Source organism: Stenotrophomonas sp. YJH_SMC_79, from assembly GCF_059367995.1.
On record NZ_JCAFRK010000005.1, the window covers coordinates 162,657 to 180,261 of the forward strand.

Below are 17,605 nucleotides of genomic sequence, written 5' to 3' on the forward strand. Positions count from 1 at the left end.
ATCAATCTGATGGCCACCTTCACAGGGTTTCGGCCAAGTTGCCGGGCCGTGGGGTGCGCCGGATTGACGCTGGCGGCCTCCCTCTGTTTCCCATCGACACAACAACGCCGGCAGGTCCCCCGACCCACCGGCGTTGCCTGGCCCTTCCCTGGCCACCCTGATCGGATTTCGAGGCTTCGGTAGAGCCGGCCGCTGGCCGGCTTCCCTGCAATGCCCGGAAGATCACATGGTCGCCGGCCAGCGGCCGGCACTACCGCATCACGCGGCGCGTTCGCTGCGCCCGCCGTGGAACTGTTCTTCTTCCGTCGAACCGGTCAACGCGGTGGTCGAGGACTGGCCCTGCTGGATCGCCTGGGTCACGGCATCGAAGTAACCGGTGCCGACCTCGCGCTGGTGCTTGACCGCGGTGAAGCCACGCTCGGCTGCTTCGAACTCGGCCTCCTGCAGTTCCACGAAGGCGCTCATCTGGCGGCGTGCATAGCCGTGGGCCAGGTTGAACATGCCGTAGTTCAGCGCATGGAAACCGGCCAGGGTGATGAACTGGAACTTGTAGCCGTAGCTGCCCAGCTCGCGCTGGAACCTGGCGATGGTGGCGTCGTCCAGGTTCTTCTTCCAGTTGAAGCTGGGCGAGCAGTTGTAGGCCAGCAGCTTGCCCGGGAACTTCGCATGGATTGCCTCGGCGAACTTGCGTGCGAATTCCAGATCCGGCTTGCCGGTCTCGCACCACACCAGGTCGGCATACGGTGCATAGGCCAGGCCACGGCTGATCGCCTGGTCCAGACCATTGCGGGTCTTGTAGAAGCCCTCGACGGTGCGCTCGCCGGTGGCGAACGGCTTGTCGTTGCCGTCGATGTCGCTGGTCAGCAGGTCGGCGGCTTCGGCGTCGGTGCGCGCCACCAGCAGGGTCGGCACACCCAGCACGTCGGCAGCCAGGCGCGCGGCGTTGAGCTTCTCGATGGCCTCGCGGGTCGGCACCAGCACCTTGCCGCCCATGTGCCCGCACTTCTTCACCGAGGCCAGCTGGTCCTCGAAGTGCACGCCGGCGGCACCGGCTTCGATCATCGCCTTCATCAGCTCGAACGCGTTGAGCACGCCGCCAAAACCGGCTTCGGCGTCGGCCACGATCGGCTGCAGGAAGTCGATGTCATCCTTGCCTTCGGCGTGGTGCAGCTGGTCGGCGCGCAGCAGGGTGTTGTTGATGCGCTTGACCACCGCCGGCACCGAATCGGCCGGGTACAGCGACTGGTCCGGATACATCTGGCCGGCCAGGTTGGCGTCGGCCGCCACCTGCCAACCGGACAGGTAGATCGCCTTCAGGCCGGCCTTGACCTGCTGCATGGCCTGGTTGCCGGTCAGCGCACCCAGCGCGTTGACGAACTCGCGCTCGTGCAGCGACGCCCACAGCTTCTCCGCGCCCAGGCGGGCCAGCGAGTGCTCGATGTGCACGGTGCCGCGCAGGCGCACCACGTCGGCGGCGCTGTAGTTGCGCTGGATGCCTTCCCAGCGCGGGTTGGTGTCCCAGTCGTGCTGGATCTGTTCGGCAGTGGGCAGCTTGCTCATGTCTTTCTCCAGTTCGGTTCGTGCGTGCAGCGGGGAGGGAAACGACGGGTTTGCGGGCAGTCGGTCAATCGATGCGCGCGTAGGCCGGCAGGGTCAGGAAATCGGTCAGTTCTTCGCTGCGGCTCAGTTCACCGAGCAGGGCGATGGCTTCGCTGATGCGTGCGCCACCGGGCAGCGCGGCGGTATCACCCAGCCGTGCCGGCAGCTGCGCCAGCGTGGCGTCGAGCAGAGCCAGGTCGATCGCGGTGCCATCGTCCAGCTGCTGGCCCGGCGTGTGCAGCCACTGCCACAGCTGGCTGCGGCTGATCTCGGCGGTGGCCGCGTCCTCCATCAAGTGATGGATCGGCACGCAGCCGTTGCCGTCCAGCCATGCCGCCAGATAGCGCACGCAGACTTCCACGTTGCCGTCGAAGCCGGCGCGGGTGATGGTGCCCGGCGGCCGTGCGATCAGCTCGTCGCGACCGACGCGCACATCGTGGCGCAGCACGCTGTGCTGGTTCGCACCGGGCATGTGCTCGTCGAAGATCGCCATCGCCACCGGAATCAGCGCGGGGTGCGCGACCCAGGTACCGTCGTGGCCGGCAGTGACCTCGCGCAGCTTGTCGGCGCGCACGCGGGCCATCGCCTGCTCGTTGGCAGCGGCATCGTTGTTGATCGGGATCTGCGCGGCCATGCCGCCCATCGCATGCGCACCGCGGCGGTGACAGGTCTGGATCAGCAGTTCCGAATACGCCTTCAGGAACGGCTGGGTCATGGTCACCTGGCCGCGCTCGGGCAGCACACGGTCAGCGTGGCGGCGGAAGGTCTTCAGGTAGGAGAAGATGTAATCCCAGCGGCCGCAGTTGAGGCCGACGATGCGCTCGCGCAGCGCGTGCAGGATCTCGTCCATCTCGAACACCGCCGGCAGCGTTTCGATCAGCACGGTCACCTTGATCTGGCCGTGCGGCAGGCCCAGCATGCCTTCGATGTGCGACAGCGCGGTCTCCCACAGCGCCGCTTCTTCCATGCTCTGCAGCTTGGGCAGGTAGAAGTACGGGCCACGATCCTTCGCCTGCAAGGTGCGGGCGTTGTGGAAGGCGAACACCGCCGCGTCGAACAGGCCACCGGCAATGAACTGGCCATCGATGCGCACGTGCTTCTCGTCCAGGTGCCAGCCACGCGGGCGCACGATCAGCACCGCCTGTTCGTCGTAGGCGCGCAGGGTGTAGTGCTTGCCCGGCTTGCCGTTGGCGGCCGGTGCGGTGAATTCCAGATCGCCGCGCACGGCGGCCGCCAGCGACTGCTGGCCGGCCAGCAGGTTGCGCCAGGTCGGCGAGGTCGAATCCTCGAAGTCGGCCATGAACACCTTGGCGCCGGAGTTCAGCGCGTTGATGACCATCTTCGGATCGGTCGGGCCGGTGATCTCGACGCGGCGGTCCTGCAGCGCGGTCGGCAGCGGGGCCACGCGCCACTCGCCGCTGCGGATCGCGGCGGTGTCTTCGCGGAAGTCCGGCAGGCCGCCCTGGTCGAAGAATGCCTGGCGCTTGCGGCGGTCCTGCAGCCGCGCCTGCCGGCCCGGTTCCACCGCCCGGTGCAGCGAGACCAGCAGGGCCAGCAGCGGTGCCGGCAGCACGGTCTCCTGGCCGGCCACGCGGGTCGCCAGGGCGATGCCGGGGGTAGCCTTGCTGGCAGGGGTGGGAACAGCGGAAGCGACGGCGGACATGGGGCGACTCCAGCGGTGGGGGAACGTCTCCACGGTGCCGCTGGCCCTTGGTATTTGGCAAAACAGTTTTTGCAATGCTTTACATAAATTGTGCTAATACTTGTAACGCCATGACCACGCGCCCCTCGCCAAGTCCGCGTTTTTCCTACAAATCCGACCGGTTGAAGCCGCTGCGCGCGTTCTGCCAGACGGTGCGCCTGGGTTCGGTCTCACGGGCGGCTGAGGCACTTTTCGTCAGCCAGCCGGCCATCAGCCTGCAGTTGCAGGCGTTGGAACGGGAGCTGGGTGTGCCGTTGTTCGAGCGCAGCGGGCGGCGCCTGGTGCCCAGTCGCGAGGGCCAGCTGCTGTACGAAATGGCGCAGCCGCTGGTGGAGAACCTGGACGGGCTGGAGGCGCGCTTCCGCGACAAGGTGCGCGGCCTGGACGCAGGCGAACTGAACATCGCCGCCAACAGTTCCACCATCCTGTACCTGCTGCCGAAGATCGTCGAACGCTTCCGCCTGCACCACCCGGACGTGCGCCTGACCCTGCACAACGCGATCAGCGCCGATGGCACCGACCTGCTGCGCGAGGATGCCGCCGACCTGGCGATCGGCTCGATGACCGACGTGCCGGCCGACCTGAGCTACGCACCGGCCTATCGCTTCGAGCAGGTCCTGATTGCTCCGCACGACCATCCGCTGGCCAGTGGCGGTGAGCTGGAACTGGCCGACATCGCGCGCTACCCGCTGGTGCTGCCGCCGAAGCGGCAGATCACCTACCGGCTGGTGGACCAAGTGTTCCAGCGCCACCGCATCGCGTACACGGTGGCGCTGGAGGTCGGTGGCTGGGAGGTGATCAAGCAGTACGTGGCGATGGGCATGGGTATTTCCATCGTGCCGGCGCTGTGCCTGAACGATGCCGACCGCGAGCGGCTGGCGGCGCGGTCGATGAAGCGCTGGTTCCCGGAGCGCAGCTACGGGGTGATCGTGCGGCGCGGCAAGGCGTTGTCGGCGCAGGCGCGGGCGTTTGTGGAGCTGATCCAGCCGGAGTTGTTCAGTCCGCGCGATTACGACCAGAGCGGGCATTCGGAGCGGTAAGGGGTGTTCGGCAGGGCTGCACCCTGCACCTGCCGAATCAACGTCAACGTCAACGTCAACGGCAACTGCAACGTCGAAAGCCGGGCTTCCGTGAGTTGGCGGGGTGGGTCCGGTTGCGGGGGACGCTGCAAGTACGTCCCTGTAAGCTCGGTCGCCGCATCCATGCGGCTCACGCCCCCGCAACCGGACCCACCCCGCCTTCGACAGATTGCTGCTGCTGTTGGTGGGTGTCGACCTTGGTCGACACGGTAGATCCACGCCATGCGTGGATGACGTACAGATGATCGAACTGTTGGATCCGCGGCTCGGATCCCGCTGCCTTGCAACGGGCTCTGACCCTACGTGCAGCTCACGGCGGGAGCGATTGCCCCGTGGGGCCGTCCACGATGGCGAGCCATTGCGCGAACGCGGTGTCGAAATGTTCGGGCTGCAGGTTGGTCCAGCTGCATTGGTAGATCCGCTGCTCTGATTCAACATCAAGAATCTCAGCATCGCATTCACCGGAACTCCAGTAGGTGATGCGGGCGATGACCTGCGCGGTGTCGATGTCGAGCCTGCCAGCCGGGTTGGCGGTGGGGAGACAGCGCGTGGCGATGCCATGGGGTGCAGCCCAGGCCAGGAAGGCGTTCAACCATTCGCGATGGATTGGCGGGTCGAAGGGCATGGGGTTCCGGTCACGGTGGATTCCTGACCGTAAGATAGGCGGGCCGACCGGGCGCGTCATCTGCCGCTGCTGCATGTCCATCGAACTCCGCCACCTGCGTTACTTCCTCGCTGTCGCCGATACCCTGCACTTCGGCCAGGCGGCGGAGCGGTTGGGCATGTCGCAGCCGCCGCTCAGCCAGCAGATCCGGCAGCTGGAAGACCTGATCGGGGCGCGCCTGTTCGTGCGCAGTCATCGTCGCGTGCAGCTGACACCTGCGGGCGAGCTGCTGCAGGAACGTGCACGCGCCATCGTGCAGCAGGTGGAAGCGGCGGTGGACGAGGTGCAGCGTGCGCAGCGCGGCGAGCAGGGTGAGCTGCATATCGGCCTGACCCGCGCCACGCCACTGTCGCCGCAGATTCCGCGTTCGATCCTGCATTACCGCCAGCAGTACCCGCAGGTACGGCTGCAGCTGAGCGAGATGAACACGCTGCAGCAGATCGATGCGCTGCTCGACGGTTCGCTGGACGTGGGCATCATCCGCAAGCGCGCGTTGCCGCCGGAACTGGTGGCGCACAGCCTGTTCGTCGATCCGCTGGCGTTGATCGTGCATGCCGACCATCCTGCTCTGCGCAGACTGTCGAAGCAGGGCGCGCTGTCGCTGCGCGACTTCGCGCAGGAACCGTTCGTGGCATTCCGGCGCAGCGCGGGCGCGGGCATCCACGACCACATGATCGCGTTGTGTGCGGCTGCCGGATTCACGCCGCGCATCGTGCAGGAAGCGGGTGAAGCCTCGACGCTGATCAGTCTTGCTGCTGCCGGCCTGGGTGCGGCAATCCTGCCGTCGTCGTGCGATCACATCCGGGTCGAAGGCGCGCGCTTCGTGGCACTGGCCGATGCTGGCGCGCATTCGGAAGTACAGCTGGCCTGGCGCCGCGAAGGGGTGACGCCGTTGATCCGCAACTTCGCCGGATTGTTGCGCGGCGCGTTTGCCGAAGAGTGAGGCGCCGACCAATCAGGTTTGGTAGACGCCAACCTTGGTTGGCTGCTGTGCCAGAGCGCCGACCAAGGTCGGCATCTACCAGAGCAACGCCGCGCCCGTGCGGAACGCGAGGCAGGCGTCAGGCAGCAACCGGCTGCGGGGCGCGCTGCTGCAGGGCCCAGACGATGCCACCACCGACCAGCGTCAGTACGGCGGCAAACAGGCACACGCCCAGCCAGTCCCAGGCTGCATAGGCCAGGCCACCGACACCACCCAGCACACTGGACCCCAGGTAGTAGGCAAACAGGTACAGCGCCGACGCTTCCGCGCGCATCGTGCCGGCGCGGCTGCCGACCCAGCTGCTGGCCACCGAATGGCCACCGAAGAAGCCGAAGGTCACCAGTGCGATACCCAGCGCCATCGTGCTCAGCCACGGCATCGCCAGCAGCGCGATGCCGACGCCGATCAGCGCGAACGAGACCGACAGGATGCGGCCGCGGCCGTAGCGCGTGGCCTGCTGGCCCATCCACGCCGAACTGAAGGTGCCCACCAGATAGACGCTGAAGATCAGCCCGACCACGGTCTGGCTGAGGTGGTAGGGCGGCGCCAGCAGGTGATAGCCCAGGTAGTTGTAGAGGGTGACGAACACGCCCATCAGCACGAACGAGGTAGCGAACAGCCACGGCAGGCCCGGGTCGGCGAACAGCGTGCGCCAGCGCGACGGCAACTGGCGCAGGCCATCGCGGCGCGCGCTGAAATGGCGCGACGGCGGCAGCTGCAGCCACAGCAGCACGGTGCTGGCGATAGCGATGATCGAGACCACGCCGATACCCCAGCGCCAGCCCCAGTGGTCGGCGATGATGCCGGCCAGCAGGCGCCCGCTCATGCCACCAATGGCATTGCCGCCGATATACAGGCCCATCGCCAGGCCCAGCGCGCGGCTGTCCATTTCCTCGACCAGGTAGGTCATCGCCACTGCCGGCACGCCGCTCAGCGCCAGGCCGAGCAGGGTGCGCAGCACCAGCAGCGTGGTCCAGTCGTCCACCAGCGCCGTGCTCAGCGACAGCATGGCCGAGGCCAGCAACGCGACGATCATCAACGGACGACGGCCGACCGCATCGGACAACAGGCCGGCCAGCAGCATCGCCACCGCCAGCGTGCCAGTGGTCAACGACAGCGACATCGCGCTCCCGGCGGCGGACACGCCGAAGTGGCGGCTGAACTCGGGCAGCAGCGGTTGCACCGTGTACAGCAGGCCGAAGGTGGAGAATCCGGCCAGGAACAGCGCCAACGCGGTGCGGCGGAAGGCCGGCGTGCCCTGCTGGATGCGGGTCTCGGCGCCGGAATCGGCAGTGTGGGGACGGCATTCGACGGCCGCTGCGGTTTCGCCAGTCATCGGATCGGTGGGCCGGTGGGGTCGGCCGGGCATGGGAGGGAACGGGCCTAGACTAGGCCCACCCATCCAGTCGATCCATAACCTGATAGGTCATGATTGATACGTCTGGCGTATCAATTCAGCTTAGAGGCGCTGCCACTCGAAGCCGTCGCCACGGCGGTAGTACACCGCCACCGCACGGCCGTAGACCTTGTCCGCATCGACGAAGCCGAAGAAGCGGCCATCGAAGCTGTTGCCGCGATGGTCGCCCAGCACCAGCAGCTTGCCGTCCGGCACCACCAGGTCGGCGATGTCCGGGCCGCCCCCCATGTCCAGATCGAGGCGGGCACGGCGTTCACCGAAGGCTTCCACATCCTGCAGGTCCGCGGTCTGCAGCGGCTGGCCGTTGATGCTCAGGTGCCCTTCGTGCAGCTGCACATGGTCACCGGCCACTGCGGCCACGCGCTTGATCAGGCGGGTGCCATCGGCCGGCGAATCGAACACCGCCACTTCGCCGCGCTGCGGGGTACCGGTCGCCATCAGTTCCTTGCTGGTGAACGGCAGGCGCAGGCCGTAGGCACGCATGTCCACCACCACCCGGTCACCAGGCTGCAGGGTCGGCTGCATCGAGCCGCTGGGCACTACGTAGTGGTTGGCCAGGGTATCGCGGGCGGCGGCGAGCAGGCCGAGCATCACCAGCAGGGGCAACGCCTCCTTCTTCAGCCAGGCCAGCGCACGTTCGGAAAAGGGAGGGCGGGCAACGGCATCCATGGCAGGCTCCGGGTAGGTGGTAGCTGCATCAGACCACACATGGGGGGAGAGGTTCCCGGTAGCGCCGGGCCGTGCCCGACGGCCGATGGAAACGGGGATGCGGCGCGTTCACCGGGCATGGCCCGGCGCTACCGATGCAGGGTTACGCAGGTTTTACGCGCTGGACCGGCCACGGGCATCGCACCTTTACGGCCAGCGCGCGCATCGTGTGCCCACCGCGCCACAGGGCGCATTCCGCAAGGTGTTGTATGACCCTCCTGGTGATCCGCCACGCATCTTCGTCGGCACCGCGCCCGCAATTGCCGACGCAGCTGGCCGGCCATCGCGTGCTGTGCAGCGACTGCGCCAGCCTGTCCGAAGTACGCCAGTGCCTGTGCCAGCCGCAGGCGCGTTCGGCCGACTGGGTACTGCTGGATGTCGGCGTGGCCGATGATGCGCAATGGCAGGCCGAGGGTGGCGCGCTGCAGGCGGCATTGGAACGACTGCCGGCGCAGTACATCGAACTGCAGGCACCCAGCGAGCCCGGCCTGGAGGCGCGCCTGCGCCTGCAGCATGGCCCCGCCGCGGTGGTGGTGGACCAGCGCAGCCAGCAGGCCGGTTACCCGTTGTCGCTGGCCATCGTTGGCCACCGCCTGGCACAGGAGGGCTGAGCCATGTCGATCTTCATCATCCGCGGCCCGGAAGCGGCCGGCGCCTTGATCCGCACCGCCATGCCACTGCCGGCGCCGGTACTGAAGTCGCTGGTGCATCGCGCGATCGACGCCGGCACCAGTGTGGCGATCCGTGCCTGCGGCTCGGAGCAGGAACTGCTGGATGCGCTGCGCGTAGCCGACCACAGCCGTGGCGAGGTGACGCTGCTTGACCCGGGTGCCTGTGCCAACAGCCTGCGCCTGCAGCGGCTGCTGCCCTACCTGCACAACGCCTACGTGGAAGTGCATGACGACGGCGCGGTCGCCGAGCCGTGCCTGCCGGCCGGTGTCGGCCAGCGCCTGGGCATCGCCGCTGGGTATGGCGCACAGAGCTATGTGCTGGCGCTGGATATCGCGCTGGATCACCTGGGATTGGCCGAACAGGCGAACCGGGTGCATGTGGGGACGTGATGGCCGGGCTGCGCCCGGCACCCGGTAGTGCCGGCCGCTGGCCGGCAACCTCAACAGCAACAGCCGGTTTCCTGGGGGATGGCGGGGTGGGTCCGGTTGCGGGGGACGCTGCAAGTACGTCCCTGTAAGCTTGGCCGCGGCATCCATGCCGCAGACACCCCCGCAACCGGACCCACCCGCCTTCGACAGATCTCCGCGAACTGTCGGAATGGCATGGCCTGCTTCTGGTGGGTGTCGACCTTGGTCGATACATGGATCCACGCCATGCGTGGATGAGCGGCAAACTGCGGAATCTGTCGATGGCATCGATTCAACGAATAACGGCGGGGTTTCCCCCGCCGTTATTTCTTTCGTACTTCAGGTCGCGCTTATTTCAGCCCGCGGAACTTCAGCAGCGGTTCAACCGACGGATCCTTGCCGCGGAAATCGCGGTACAGGGTCGACAGTTCCACGCTGTTGCCGCGCGAGAGAATCTTGTCGCGGAACTCCTGTCCATTGGCCGCGGTCAGGCCACCGTGTTCGGTGAACCACTGGTAGGCGTCATGGTCCAGCACTTCCGCCCAGAAGTAAGCGTAGTAACCGGCCGAGTAACCACCACCCCAGATGTGGTCGAAGTAGGTGGTGCGGTAGCGCGGCGGCACCTGCGGCAGGTCGACCTTGAACTTCTTCAGCGCGCTGGCTTCAAAGGCGCCAACATCCTGCAGCGGCGCATCAGCCTTCTGCGTGTGCCAGGCCAGGTCGAGCAGTGCGGCCGACAGGTATTCGGTGGTCGCATAACCCTGGTTGAAGCTGCGTGCCTTGAGGATCTTGTCGACCAGTTCCTGCGGCATCGCTTCGCCAGTCTTGTAGTGCTTGGCGTAGTTGGCGAACACCTTCGGATCCAGCGCCCAGTGCTCGTTGAACTGCGACGGGAACTCGACAAAGTCGCGCGAGGTGGCGGTGCCGGCGATCGACGGGTACTTCACGTTCGAGAACATGCCGTGCAGCGCATGGCCGAACTCATGGAACATGGTGGTGACGTCGTCGAAGCTGATCAGCGCAGGCTGGCCGGCGGCCGGCTTGGTGAAGTTGCAGACGTTGTAGACCACCGGCTTGGCACCGGTCAGGCCATCCTGCTCGACGAACACGTCCATCCAGGCGCCGCCGGACTTGCTGTCACGCTTGAAGTAGTCGGTGTAGAACAGGGCCAGCGAGGTGCCGTCCTTGTCAAACACTTCGTACACCTTCATGTCCGGGTTGTAGGTCGGAATGTCGGTACGCGGCTTGAAGGTGATGCCGTACAGCTGGGTGGCGGCGTAGAAGACGCCGTTCTGCAGCACGTTGTCCAGTTCGAAGTACGGCTTGATCTGCGATTCGTCCAGATCGTACTTGGCCTTGCGCACCTGCTCGGCGTAGAAATCCCAGTCCGAAGCGGCGACCTGGAAACCACCCTTCTGCGCGTCGATCACCTTCTGGATCTCGCCGGCTTCGGCGCGCGCCTTGGCGGTGGCAGCCGGCACGGTGTCGGTCAGCAGCTTCAGCGCGGCGGCCGGGGTCTTGGCCATCTGGTCGCCCAGCTGGTAGTCGGCGAAGGTGTCGAAGCCGAGCAGCTTGGCCTTCTGCGCGCGCAGCTGGGCCAGGCGCTGCACGGTCTGCCGGGTGTCGTTGGCATCGCCGCGCTCGGCACGGGTTTCCGAGGCCTTCAGCACGGCGGCGCGCTGGTCGCGGTCACTCAGCGAACCGAGCACCGGCTGCTGGGTGGTGTTCTGCAACGGCAGCAGGAACTTGCCATCCAGCTTGCGATCCTTGGCTGCATTGGCGGCGTTGTTGATCGCATTCTCGTCCAGGCCGGCCAGCTTGGCCTTGTCATCGACAACGACGGCCGCAGCGGCAGTGGCGGCCACCAGGCGGGTATGGAACTGGGTGGAAAGGGTGGTTTCTTCCACGTTGAGCTTGCGCAGGCTCGCCTTGTCGGCGTCGGACAGCTGCGCGCCGGCGCGCACCAGGCCGTCGTAGTAATGCTCGACCAGGCGCTTCTGCACCGGGTCCAGTTCCAGCGTGTCACGCTGGTCGTACAGCGACTTCACGCGCGCGAACAGCTTCGGGTCGAGATTGATCTCGTCCTGGTGCGCGGCCAGCTTCGGCGCCACTTCTTCCTGGATCTTCTGGCGTGCATCGTTGGTATCGGCCTGGACCAGGCCGAAGAAGATGCGCGACACGCGGGTCAGGGTCTCGCCGCTGCGCTCCATCGCCACGATGGTGTTGTCGAAGGTGGCCGGCTCACTGCTGTCGGCGATCTTGCGGACATCGGCCAGGTGCTGGCGCATGCCTTCCTCGAACGCCGGCAGGTAGTCGCTGTCCTTGATCTTGTCGAACTGCGGCGCCTGGAACGGCAGCGTGCTGGCGCTCAGCAGCGGATTGGTGGAGGCTTCGGCCGGCTGCTGGGCCGGGGCTTTCTGGGCATCGGACACGGGGGTGGACTCCTTGCCGGAACAGGCCGCCAGCGCCAGGCTGATGGCGGCGGCCAGGACTACGGTACGCGACATGTAAAACGCTCCTTGGGCAGACGGTATGGAATACCAGCCCTCCACCCTACTCCTGTCGCGCACGCCCGGCATGTGCCGGACGTGGCGTCTATGCGGCGGCCTTTGACCGGCTCAGACCGTGCCGCGGGTCTTGCCCATCCACGGCCGGTAGAACTCGCGGATGGCGGCCATGTCGGCGGCGTCATCGCCGGTCGGCCGGAACAGCGGGCCGATGCCGATGGTTTTTTCCGGGTAATGGAAATAGGCGGCCAGGATCGGCACGTCGGCCATCCGGGCGATCTTCAGGAAGCCGGCCTTCCAGTCCTTCACCGCCTTGCGGGTGCCCTCGGGGGTGATGGCGAACCACATCTTCTCGTTGTTGCGCAGCAGGTCCACCGCCTGGCCCACCGTGCCCTGCGGCGAGCTGCGGTCCAGCGGGATCACGCCCAGCTTGTGCAGCAGCGGGCCCAGCGGCCACCAGAACAGCGAGGCCTTGCCCAGCACCTTCACCTTCATGCCCAGCGCGATCTTGGCCGCCATGCCCCACAGGCCATCCCAGTTGGACGAATGCGGCGCGATGATGAACACCAGGCGCGGGATGTCAGGCAGGGTGCCGGTCACCTTCCAGCCGCCCATGCGCAGGGTGCAGCGCGCCAGCCAGCGCAGGAAGGCGTTGGGTTTGACCTGCGGCATCTGCGGCGGCACGGCCGGCAGCAACGAAGTCGGCTTGTTCAAGCAATCACTCCCAGTCACGTGATGAGCGCCCGCGCTTGATCTGCGCGCGCCCGCGTTTGGCGTCCAGACGACGCAGTTTCGACCCGAGGGTCGGCTTGGTGGCCTTGCGTGGTTTGGGCACGCTCAGCCCGGCCTGGATGAAGGCCGCCAGCCGCTCGCGCGCATCCTCGCGATTGCGATCCTGGGTGCGGAAACGTTGCGCGTCGATGACCAGCACGCCTTCGCCGGTCATGCGCCGGTCGCGCCGCGCCAGCAGGCGCGTGCGCAACGGTTCGGGCAACGAGGGCGAGTTGGCCACATCGAAACGCAGTTCCACCGCGGTGGAGACCTTGTTGACGTTCTGGCCACCGGCACCACTGGCACGCACGAACCGCTCGACGATCTCGCCGTCGGGGATTTCAAGCTGCGCGCTGATGGTGACCGGTCCACTGCCCATCCGCGCATTGTAGCGGCAGCCACGTATCGGAGTGCGCATCGCGCGCCGTATGCCGCCGATCAGGTACCGAACACGCCGCCTTCGCCTTGGCTGCGGGTATGCTGGCCGTCCCATGTACCGCAGGAAGCTTCGCATGACCCGCTCCGCACCCGCCCTGCCGTCCCTGCCGTCCCTGCTGCGCCGTGCTGCCCTGTTGCTGGCGCTGGCCGTGGCCAGTGTCCCGGCCCTGGCCGCACCACCGACCGACGGCGACATCAACCGCCTGCTGTCGGCCTCGCGCGCGCAGAGCATGATCGACACCATGCTGCCGCAGATCGAGGCGATGCAGCAGCAGCAGTTCCAGCAGGTGGCCGCCCAGCGCCAGCTCAACGCCCAGCAGCAGGAACAGCTGAAGCGGATCCAGGCACGGACCAGCCAGACCCTGCGCCAGGCCCTGTCGTGGCAGCAGCTGCGGCCGATGTACGTGGACCTGTACAAGAAGACCTTCAGCAAGGAAGACGTGCTGGCGATGGCCGAGTTCTACGAGAGCGCGGCCGGACAGAGCCTGCTGGACAAGACCCCGGCCCTGATGCAGAACGTGATGGTGGCCATCCAGGCGCGCATGCAGCCGCTGTTCGCGGACCTGCAGAAGGACCTGGAAGCAATCGTCAACGAGCCGGAAAAGAAGTGAGGTAGTGCCGGCCGCTGGCCGGCAATCCCAGGACAACGGGAATCAGGCAGCTGCCGGCCAGCGGCCGGCACTACCGTCAGGCGGTTTCTACCTGCCAGTCGAACAGGTCCAGCGCCTTCTGGAACTCGCGGTCCAGCGGCGCACGTACATCCACCACGCCACCATCGGGATGCGGGAAGCGCAGGCGCTCGGCGTGCAGCAGCATGCGGTGCACGCCCTGCATGCGGAAGATGCGGTTGTGGCGGCCATCACCGTGGCTGGTGTCGCCGATCATGTGATGCGACAGGTGCTTGAGGTGCCGGCGGATCTGCCGGAAACGCCCGGTCTGCGGCTGGCAGCGCAGCAGCGCGTAACGCGAGCTGGTGAACTCACCGACCGGCACCGACAGCTCGCCGGTCGCCAGCCGCTGGAAGTCGGTGATGGCCGGCTTCTTCACCGGCTTGCCCGGGCCGCCATCCAGATCATGGTCGACCTGCCAGGAAAGTTCGGCCGGCCAGCCCCGGCAGACCGTCAGGTAGTCCTTCAACACTTCGCCGCCCATCAGCGCCTTGCCCAGCGCGCTGGCGGTCTCGCGGTCGAAGGCCAGCAGCAGGCAGCCGCTGGTCGCCCGGTCCAGGCGATGCACGAGGAAGATCGGGCGGCCCAGCTGCTCACGCAGGCGGTCGGCCAGGAAGTCATCTTCGCCGCGGGCCAGCTTGCTGTCGTGGACCATCAGCCCGGCAGGCTTGTTGACCACGGCCAGGCGTTCATCCAGGTGCAGCATCTGCAGGGGCGCGGTGTCGGTCTCGACCGCGGCGAGGGTATCGGGTTCGGTGCTCACCGCGGGATTATCGGGGCTGGGCACTGAATGGGGTAGAGCCGGCCGCTGGCCGGCTGCCTCCGGGCCGTTGGATTGTTGCGGTTGCCGGCCAGCGGCCGGCACTACCGGATCAGGCGCGGGCAATGCGGGGTCAGGCGCTGCGCACGGCCAGCAGCTCGCCGTTGCCCACCGGCACCAGACTGGTGCTGAAGTTCACGTCGGCCTCCAGCAGCGCCCGCAGCGGTTCCATCTCTTCCGCGTGCGAGGTGGCGTTGTCCACCACCAGCAGGCCGCCCGGGCGCAGCACGCGCCGCAGCTGCGGCCACCAGCCGGCGTACTGACCACGGTCCGAATCGAGGAACAGCAGGTCGATGCTGCCCTCAGCGGCCTGCACCAACCACGGCCCGGCATCGCCGTGCACCAGCGTGATGTGCTCGGCCAGACCGCTGCGTGCGAAGTTCGCACGTGCCATCGCCACCTTGTCCCCGGCGAACTCCAGCGTGGTCACGTGGCCGTCGATGGCAGCGGCAGCCTCGGCCAGCCACAGCGTGGAGTAGCCGTTGGAGGTGCCGATCTCCAGCACCCGGCGCGCTACCCCGAATCGCACCAGCACCGCCAGGAACTCGCCCGTATCCGGTGTGATGTTGAGCATGCGACGGCCGCGTTCGACTTCACTGGCGTCGTTTTCGACACCAAGCCGGGCCAGTTCATCCTTCAGTTCCGACAGTTCCAGGGCCATTTTCCGCTGAGCTCGCCATGAGGCAGCGTCCATTCTTACCCGAATCGCGGATTTTCGTATTAATCCTAAAGCCGCTGCATTTTCACGCTGAGATAGTTCCCGCCTCCTTCACGCGGGGACAGCATGCCTGGCCGCCGCGCACCCGGCTTCCGCTAGGACACAGCCATGACATTGAACATTCTGGCAATCGGTGCCCATCCAGATGACATCGAACTCGGTTGCGGTGGCAGCCTGGCAAAGCTCGCCCACGCCGGCTCACGCATCCATGCACTGGTACTCAGCCGCGGCGGCCGCGGCTGCCACGCCGGCATCGATCGCAGCGATGAATCGCATCGCGCCCTGCGCCGACTCGGGGTGGCCGAGGTGATCCAGCAGGATTTCCCGGACACGCGATTCCCCGCCTGCCGCAACGACATCATCGCGTCGATCGAACAGGTCTGCGCCGTGATAGAACCAGGCCGCATCTACACGATGTGTGGTGAGGATCATCACCAGGACCATCGCACTGTTCATGAAGCGTCGATCATCGCCTGCCGCCACACTCCGCAGATCCTCTGTTATGAGAGCCCCAGCACCCTGCCGCAGTTCGCGCCGCAGGTGTTCGAGGACATCAGTGCGCAGCTGGAGCTGAAGATCCACGCGCTGCGCGAGCATGCCAGCCAGGGCGATCGCCACTACATGCAGGAAAGCCACCTCCGCTGCCATGCGCAGTTCCGTGGCCAGCAGATCGGCATCGGTCCCAGCGAGGGCTTCCTGCCATACCGGTTGGTGCTGTGATGAAGACACTGTTGTTCCTGGCCATGTGCGCCTTCATCCTGGTGCGCATCTGTGTGCAGGCCTCGCGCCGGCCCAGCACCCGCCTGTACAGCATCGACGCGATCGTGCCGGCCTACAACGAAGCCCCGTGCCTTGAGCGCTCGCTGGCCAGCCTGCTGGAAAACCCGTACGTGGCGCGGGTGATCTGCGTCAATGATGGCTCCACCGACAACACGGCTCAAGTACTTGATGCGCTGCAGGCACGCTGGCCCGGGCGGCTGGTGGCCGTGCACCAGGCCAACACCGGCAAGGGCGGTGCACTGATGCACGGGCTGCAGCACGCGACCGCCGAGCAGGTGTTCCTGACCGATGCAGATACCCATATCGATCCACGCAGCCATGGCCTGGGCCATCTGCTGGACGAGATCGAACGCGGCGCCGATGCAGTTGGCGGCGTCCCCTCTTCCAGCCTGCAGGGCGCCGGCTTCCTCCCCCATGTGCGCGCCAGCCTGAAACTGCCGATGATCGTTATCAAGCGCAGCTTCCAGCAATGGCTGGGCGGCGCACCGTTCATCGTCTCCGGTTCGTGTGGCCTGTTCCGCACTTCGGTGCTGCGCAAGGTCGGGTTCTCCGATCGCACCCGCGTGGAAGACCTGGACATGTCCTGGTCGCTGGTTGCGCAGGGCTATCGGGTTCGCCAGAGCGTCCGCTGCGTGGTCTACCCGCAGGAATGCAACACGCTGGTCGAAGAGTGGCGGCGCTGGCGACGCTGGATCGTCGGCTATGCGGTATGCATGCGCCTGCATCGCCGCCTGCTGCTGACCCGCTTCGGCCTTTTCAGCATCCTGCCGATGATGCTGCTCGCCCTGGCCGGCATCGTGCTGTCGCTGCAGGTATGGTTCGGTGCGGCCCGGCTGCACGGACCCGGTGGCCTTGCACTGTCGGTGATGCCGCTGTTCTGGATCGGCATCGTCATGCTGCTGGCAGTGATCAGCGCCATCCACCACCGGCGCGCGTGGCTGGTGCCCGCGGCGGCCTTCTCGATGCTGTATGTACTGCTCGCCTATGCGATCTGGCTGCTGCACGGCCTGGCGGGACTGTTCACAGGCCGTGAGCCCGTGCGCGACAAACCGACGAGGTATCCGCATGTGGTGGAATGACCTCGCCGCCATGGCCGAGGCGCTGTCGACACTGGCGCCCCACACTGATCCCAGCGCACGGATCTCGCCACTGGCCACCCTGCAGGGCGCCGTACAGATCGGTGCCGGCAGTCGCATCTGCGACGGCGCCCATGTCCAGGGTCCGGTGTCGATCGGCCGCGACTGCCTGATCGGCAACAACGCGCTGCTGCGCGGCCCGCTGTGCATCGGTGACGGCACGCGTATCGGGTTTGCCAGCGAACTGAAGAACGCGCGGTTGGGCAACCAGGTCAGCGTCGGTCCGCAATGCTTCATCGCCGACAGCCGTATCGATGACCAGGTCTATCTCGGCGCCCTTGTGCGCACCAGCAACCACCGCCTCGATGGCGCCACGGTCAGCGTACACATCGAAGGCACCGCCATCGACAGCCAACGCGACAAGCTCGGTGCGTGGATCGGTGAAGGTGCCGCGCTGGGCGTCGGCGTGATCATCCTGCCCGGCCGCATCGTCGCGCCGGGGAGCCAGTTCGGGCCGCGTATCACCGTGGAACGAAACCTGCCGCCCGGCCGCTACCGCCTGCTGCAGTCACTGCATTCCCAACCCCTGGAGTAACC

Annotated in this window: 18 protein-coding genes; 8 read left to right on the top strand and 10 right to left on the bottom strand. The window is 66.7% G+C overall.

What is annotated here, in order from left to right; all coding sequences use genetic code 11:
- Window positions 1-258: 258 nt before the first annotated feature.
- Both aceA and aceB read right to left on the bottom strand, forming a co-directional pair.
- Window positions 259-1,560 carry an isocitrate lyase gene (gene aceA, locus AC5P57_RS18330; RefSeq protein ID WP_069118153.1) on the bottom strand — a complete coding sequence of 434 codons (1,302 nt, stop codon included), beginning with the start codon at window positions 1,558-1,560 and terminating at the stop codon, window positions 259-261.
- Window positions 1,561-1,624: 64 nt separating this feature from the next.
- The gene (gene aceB, locus AC5P57_RS18335; RefSeq protein WP_262235828.1) at window positions 1,625-3,262 is read right to left on the bottom strand and encodes a malate synthase A; all 1,638 of its coding nucleotides are present in this window, start codon (window positions 3,260-3,262) and stop codon (window positions 1,625-1,627) included.
- Between the two features lie 110 nt (window positions 3,263-3,372).
- On the opposite strand from aceB, the gene AC5P57_RS18340 reads away from it, so the two are divergent.
- Window positions 3,373-4,341 carry a LysR family transcriptional regulator gene (locus AC5P57_RS18340; protein WP_099551555.1) on the top strand — a complete coding sequence of 323 codons (969 nt, stop codon included), beginning with the start codon at window positions 3,373-3,375 and terminating at the stop codon, window positions 4,339-4,341.
- Between the two features lie 349 nt (window positions 4,342-4,690).
- Here AC5P57_RS18340 and AC5P57_RS18345 read toward each other — a convergent pair whose 3' ends face one another.
- On the bottom strand, window positions 4,691-5,005 hold the full coding sequence (locus AC5P57_RS18345; RefSeq protein WP_099551556.1) for an immunity protein TriTu family protein: 315 nt from the start codon (window positions 5,003-5,005) through the stop codon (window positions 4,691-4,693).
- 73 nt (window positions 5,006-5,078) lie between these two features.
- Here AC5P57_RS18345 and AC5P57_RS18350 point away from each other — a divergent pair, with 73 nt between their 5' ends.
- The gene (locus tag AC5P57_RS18350; protein ID WP_099551557.1) at window positions 5,079-5,987 is read left to right on the top strand and encodes a LysR family transcriptional regulator; all 909 of its coding nucleotides are present in this window, start codon (window positions 5,079-5,081) and stop codon (window positions 5,985-5,987) included.
- Between the two features lie 118 nt (window positions 5,988-6,105).
- On the opposite strand, the gene AC5P57_RS18355 is transcribed toward AC5P57_RS18350, so the two are convergent.
- Both AC5P57_RS18355 and lepB read right to left on the bottom strand, forming a co-directional pair.
- On the bottom strand, window positions 6,106-7,362 hold the full coding sequence (locus tag AC5P57_RS18355) for an MFS transporter (RefSeq protein WP_262235830.1): 1,257 nt from the start codon (window positions 7,360-7,362) through the stop codon (window positions 6,106-6,108).
- Window positions 7,363-7,485: 123 nt separating this feature from the next.
- Complete coding sequence (gene lepB, locus AC5P57_RS18360) at window positions 7,486-8,112, bottom strand: signal peptidase I (protein ID WP_099551559.1); 627 nt, start codon at window positions 8,110-8,112, stop codon at window positions 7,486-7,488.
- A 248-nt stretch (window positions 8,113-8,360) separates the two neighbouring features.
- On the opposite strand from lepB, the gene AC5P57_RS18365 reads away from it, so the two are divergent.
- Window positions 8,361-8,762: a hypothetical protein gene (locus tag AC5P57_RS18365; protein WP_262235831.1), complete on the top strand. Its 402-nt coding sequence runs from the start codon at window positions 8,361-8,363 to the stop codon at window positions 8,760-8,762.
- A 3-nt stretch (window positions 8,763-8,765) separates the two neighbouring features.
- Window positions 8,766-9,212, top strand: coding sequence for a 3-dehydroquinate dehydratase (locus tag AC5P57_RS18370; RefSeq protein WP_004153636.1), 447 nt, complete (start codon window positions 8,766-8,768; stop codon window positions 9,210-9,212).
- Between the two features lie 368 nt (window positions 9,213-9,580).
- Here AC5P57_RS18370 and dcp read toward each other — a convergent pair whose 3' ends face one another.
- The 3 genes from dcp to arfB form a co-directional block, all read right to left on the bottom strand.
- Complete coding sequence (gene dcp / locus AC5P57_RS18375) at window positions 9,581-11,737, bottom strand: peptidyl-dipeptidase Dcp (RefSeq protein WP_099551561.1); 2,157 nt, start codon at window positions 11,735-11,737, stop codon at window positions 9,581-9,583.
- Window positions 11,738-11,848: 111 nt separating this feature from the next.
- Entirely contained in the window at window positions 11,849-12,409 is a 561-nt protein-coding gene (locus tag AC5P57_RS18380) for a lysophospholipid acyltransferase family protein (RefSeq protein ID WP_239503795.1), read from the bottom strand.
- Between the two features lie 46 nt (window positions 12,410-12,455).
- Entirely contained in the window at window positions 12,456-12,887 is a 432-nt protein-coding gene (gene arfB, locus AC5P57_RS18385; RefSeq protein WP_032962216.1) for an alternative ribosome rescue aminoacyl-tRNA hydrolase ArfB, read from the bottom strand.
- A 133-nt stretch (window positions 12,888-13,020) separates the two neighbouring features.
- Here arfB and AC5P57_RS18390 point away from each other — a divergent pair, with 133 nt between their 5' ends.
- Window positions 13,021-13,557 carry a DUF2059 domain-containing protein gene (locus tag AC5P57_RS18390; protein ID WP_099551563.1) on the top strand — a complete coding sequence of 179 codons (537 nt, stop codon included), beginning with the start codon at window positions 13,021-13,023 and terminating at the stop codon, window positions 13,555-13,557.
- Window positions 13,558-13,633: 76 nt separating this feature from the next.
- On the opposite strand, the gene AC5P57_RS18395 is transcribed toward AC5P57_RS18390, so the two are convergent.
- Together AC5P57_RS18395 and AC5P57_RS18400 are read right to left on the bottom strand one after the other, a co-directional pair.
- A complete protein-coding gene (locus tag AC5P57_RS18395) occupies window positions 13,634-14,377 on the bottom strand; it encodes a pseudouridine synthase (protein WP_099551564.1) in 744 nt (247 codons plus the stop codon).
- A 130-nt stretch (window positions 14,378-14,507) separates the two neighbouring features.
- On the bottom strand, window positions 14,508-15,095 hold the full coding sequence (locus AC5P57_RS18400) for an O-methyltransferase (RefSeq protein WP_262235832.1): 588 nt from the start codon (window positions 15,093-15,095) through the stop codon (window positions 14,508-14,510).
- Window positions 15,096-15,260: 165 nt separating this feature from the next.
- Here AC5P57_RS18400 and AC5P57_RS18405 point away from each other — a divergent pair, with 165 nt between their 5' ends.
- The 3 genes from AC5P57_RS18405 to AC5P57_RS18415 are packed head-to-tail and all read left to right on the top strand — an operon-like array spanning window position 15,261 to window position 17,603.
- On the top strand, window positions 15,261-15,872 hold the full coding sequence (locus tag AC5P57_RS18405) for a PIG-L deacetylase family protein (protein ID WP_262235833.1): 612 nt from the start codon (window positions 15,261-15,263) through the stop codon (window positions 15,870-15,872).
- Complete coding sequence (locus AC5P57_RS18410; protein ID WP_142807920.1) at window positions 15,872-17,011, top strand: glycosyltransferase family 2 protein; 1,140 nt, start codon at window positions 15,872-15,874, stop codon at window positions 17,009-17,011. The genes AC5P57_RS18405 and AC5P57_RS18410 overlap by 1 nt, the downstream gene beginning before the upstream one ends.
- Window positions 16,998-17,603 (top strand): LbetaH domain-containing protein, encoded by a 606-nt coding sequence (locus AC5P57_RS18415; RefSeq protein WP_099551568.1) that lies wholly within the window; start codon window positions 16,998-17,000, stop codon window positions 17,601-17,603. The genes AC5P57_RS18410 and AC5P57_RS18415 overlap by 14 nt, the downstream gene beginning before the upstream one ends.
- Window positions 17,604-17,605: the final 2 nt, after the last annotated feature.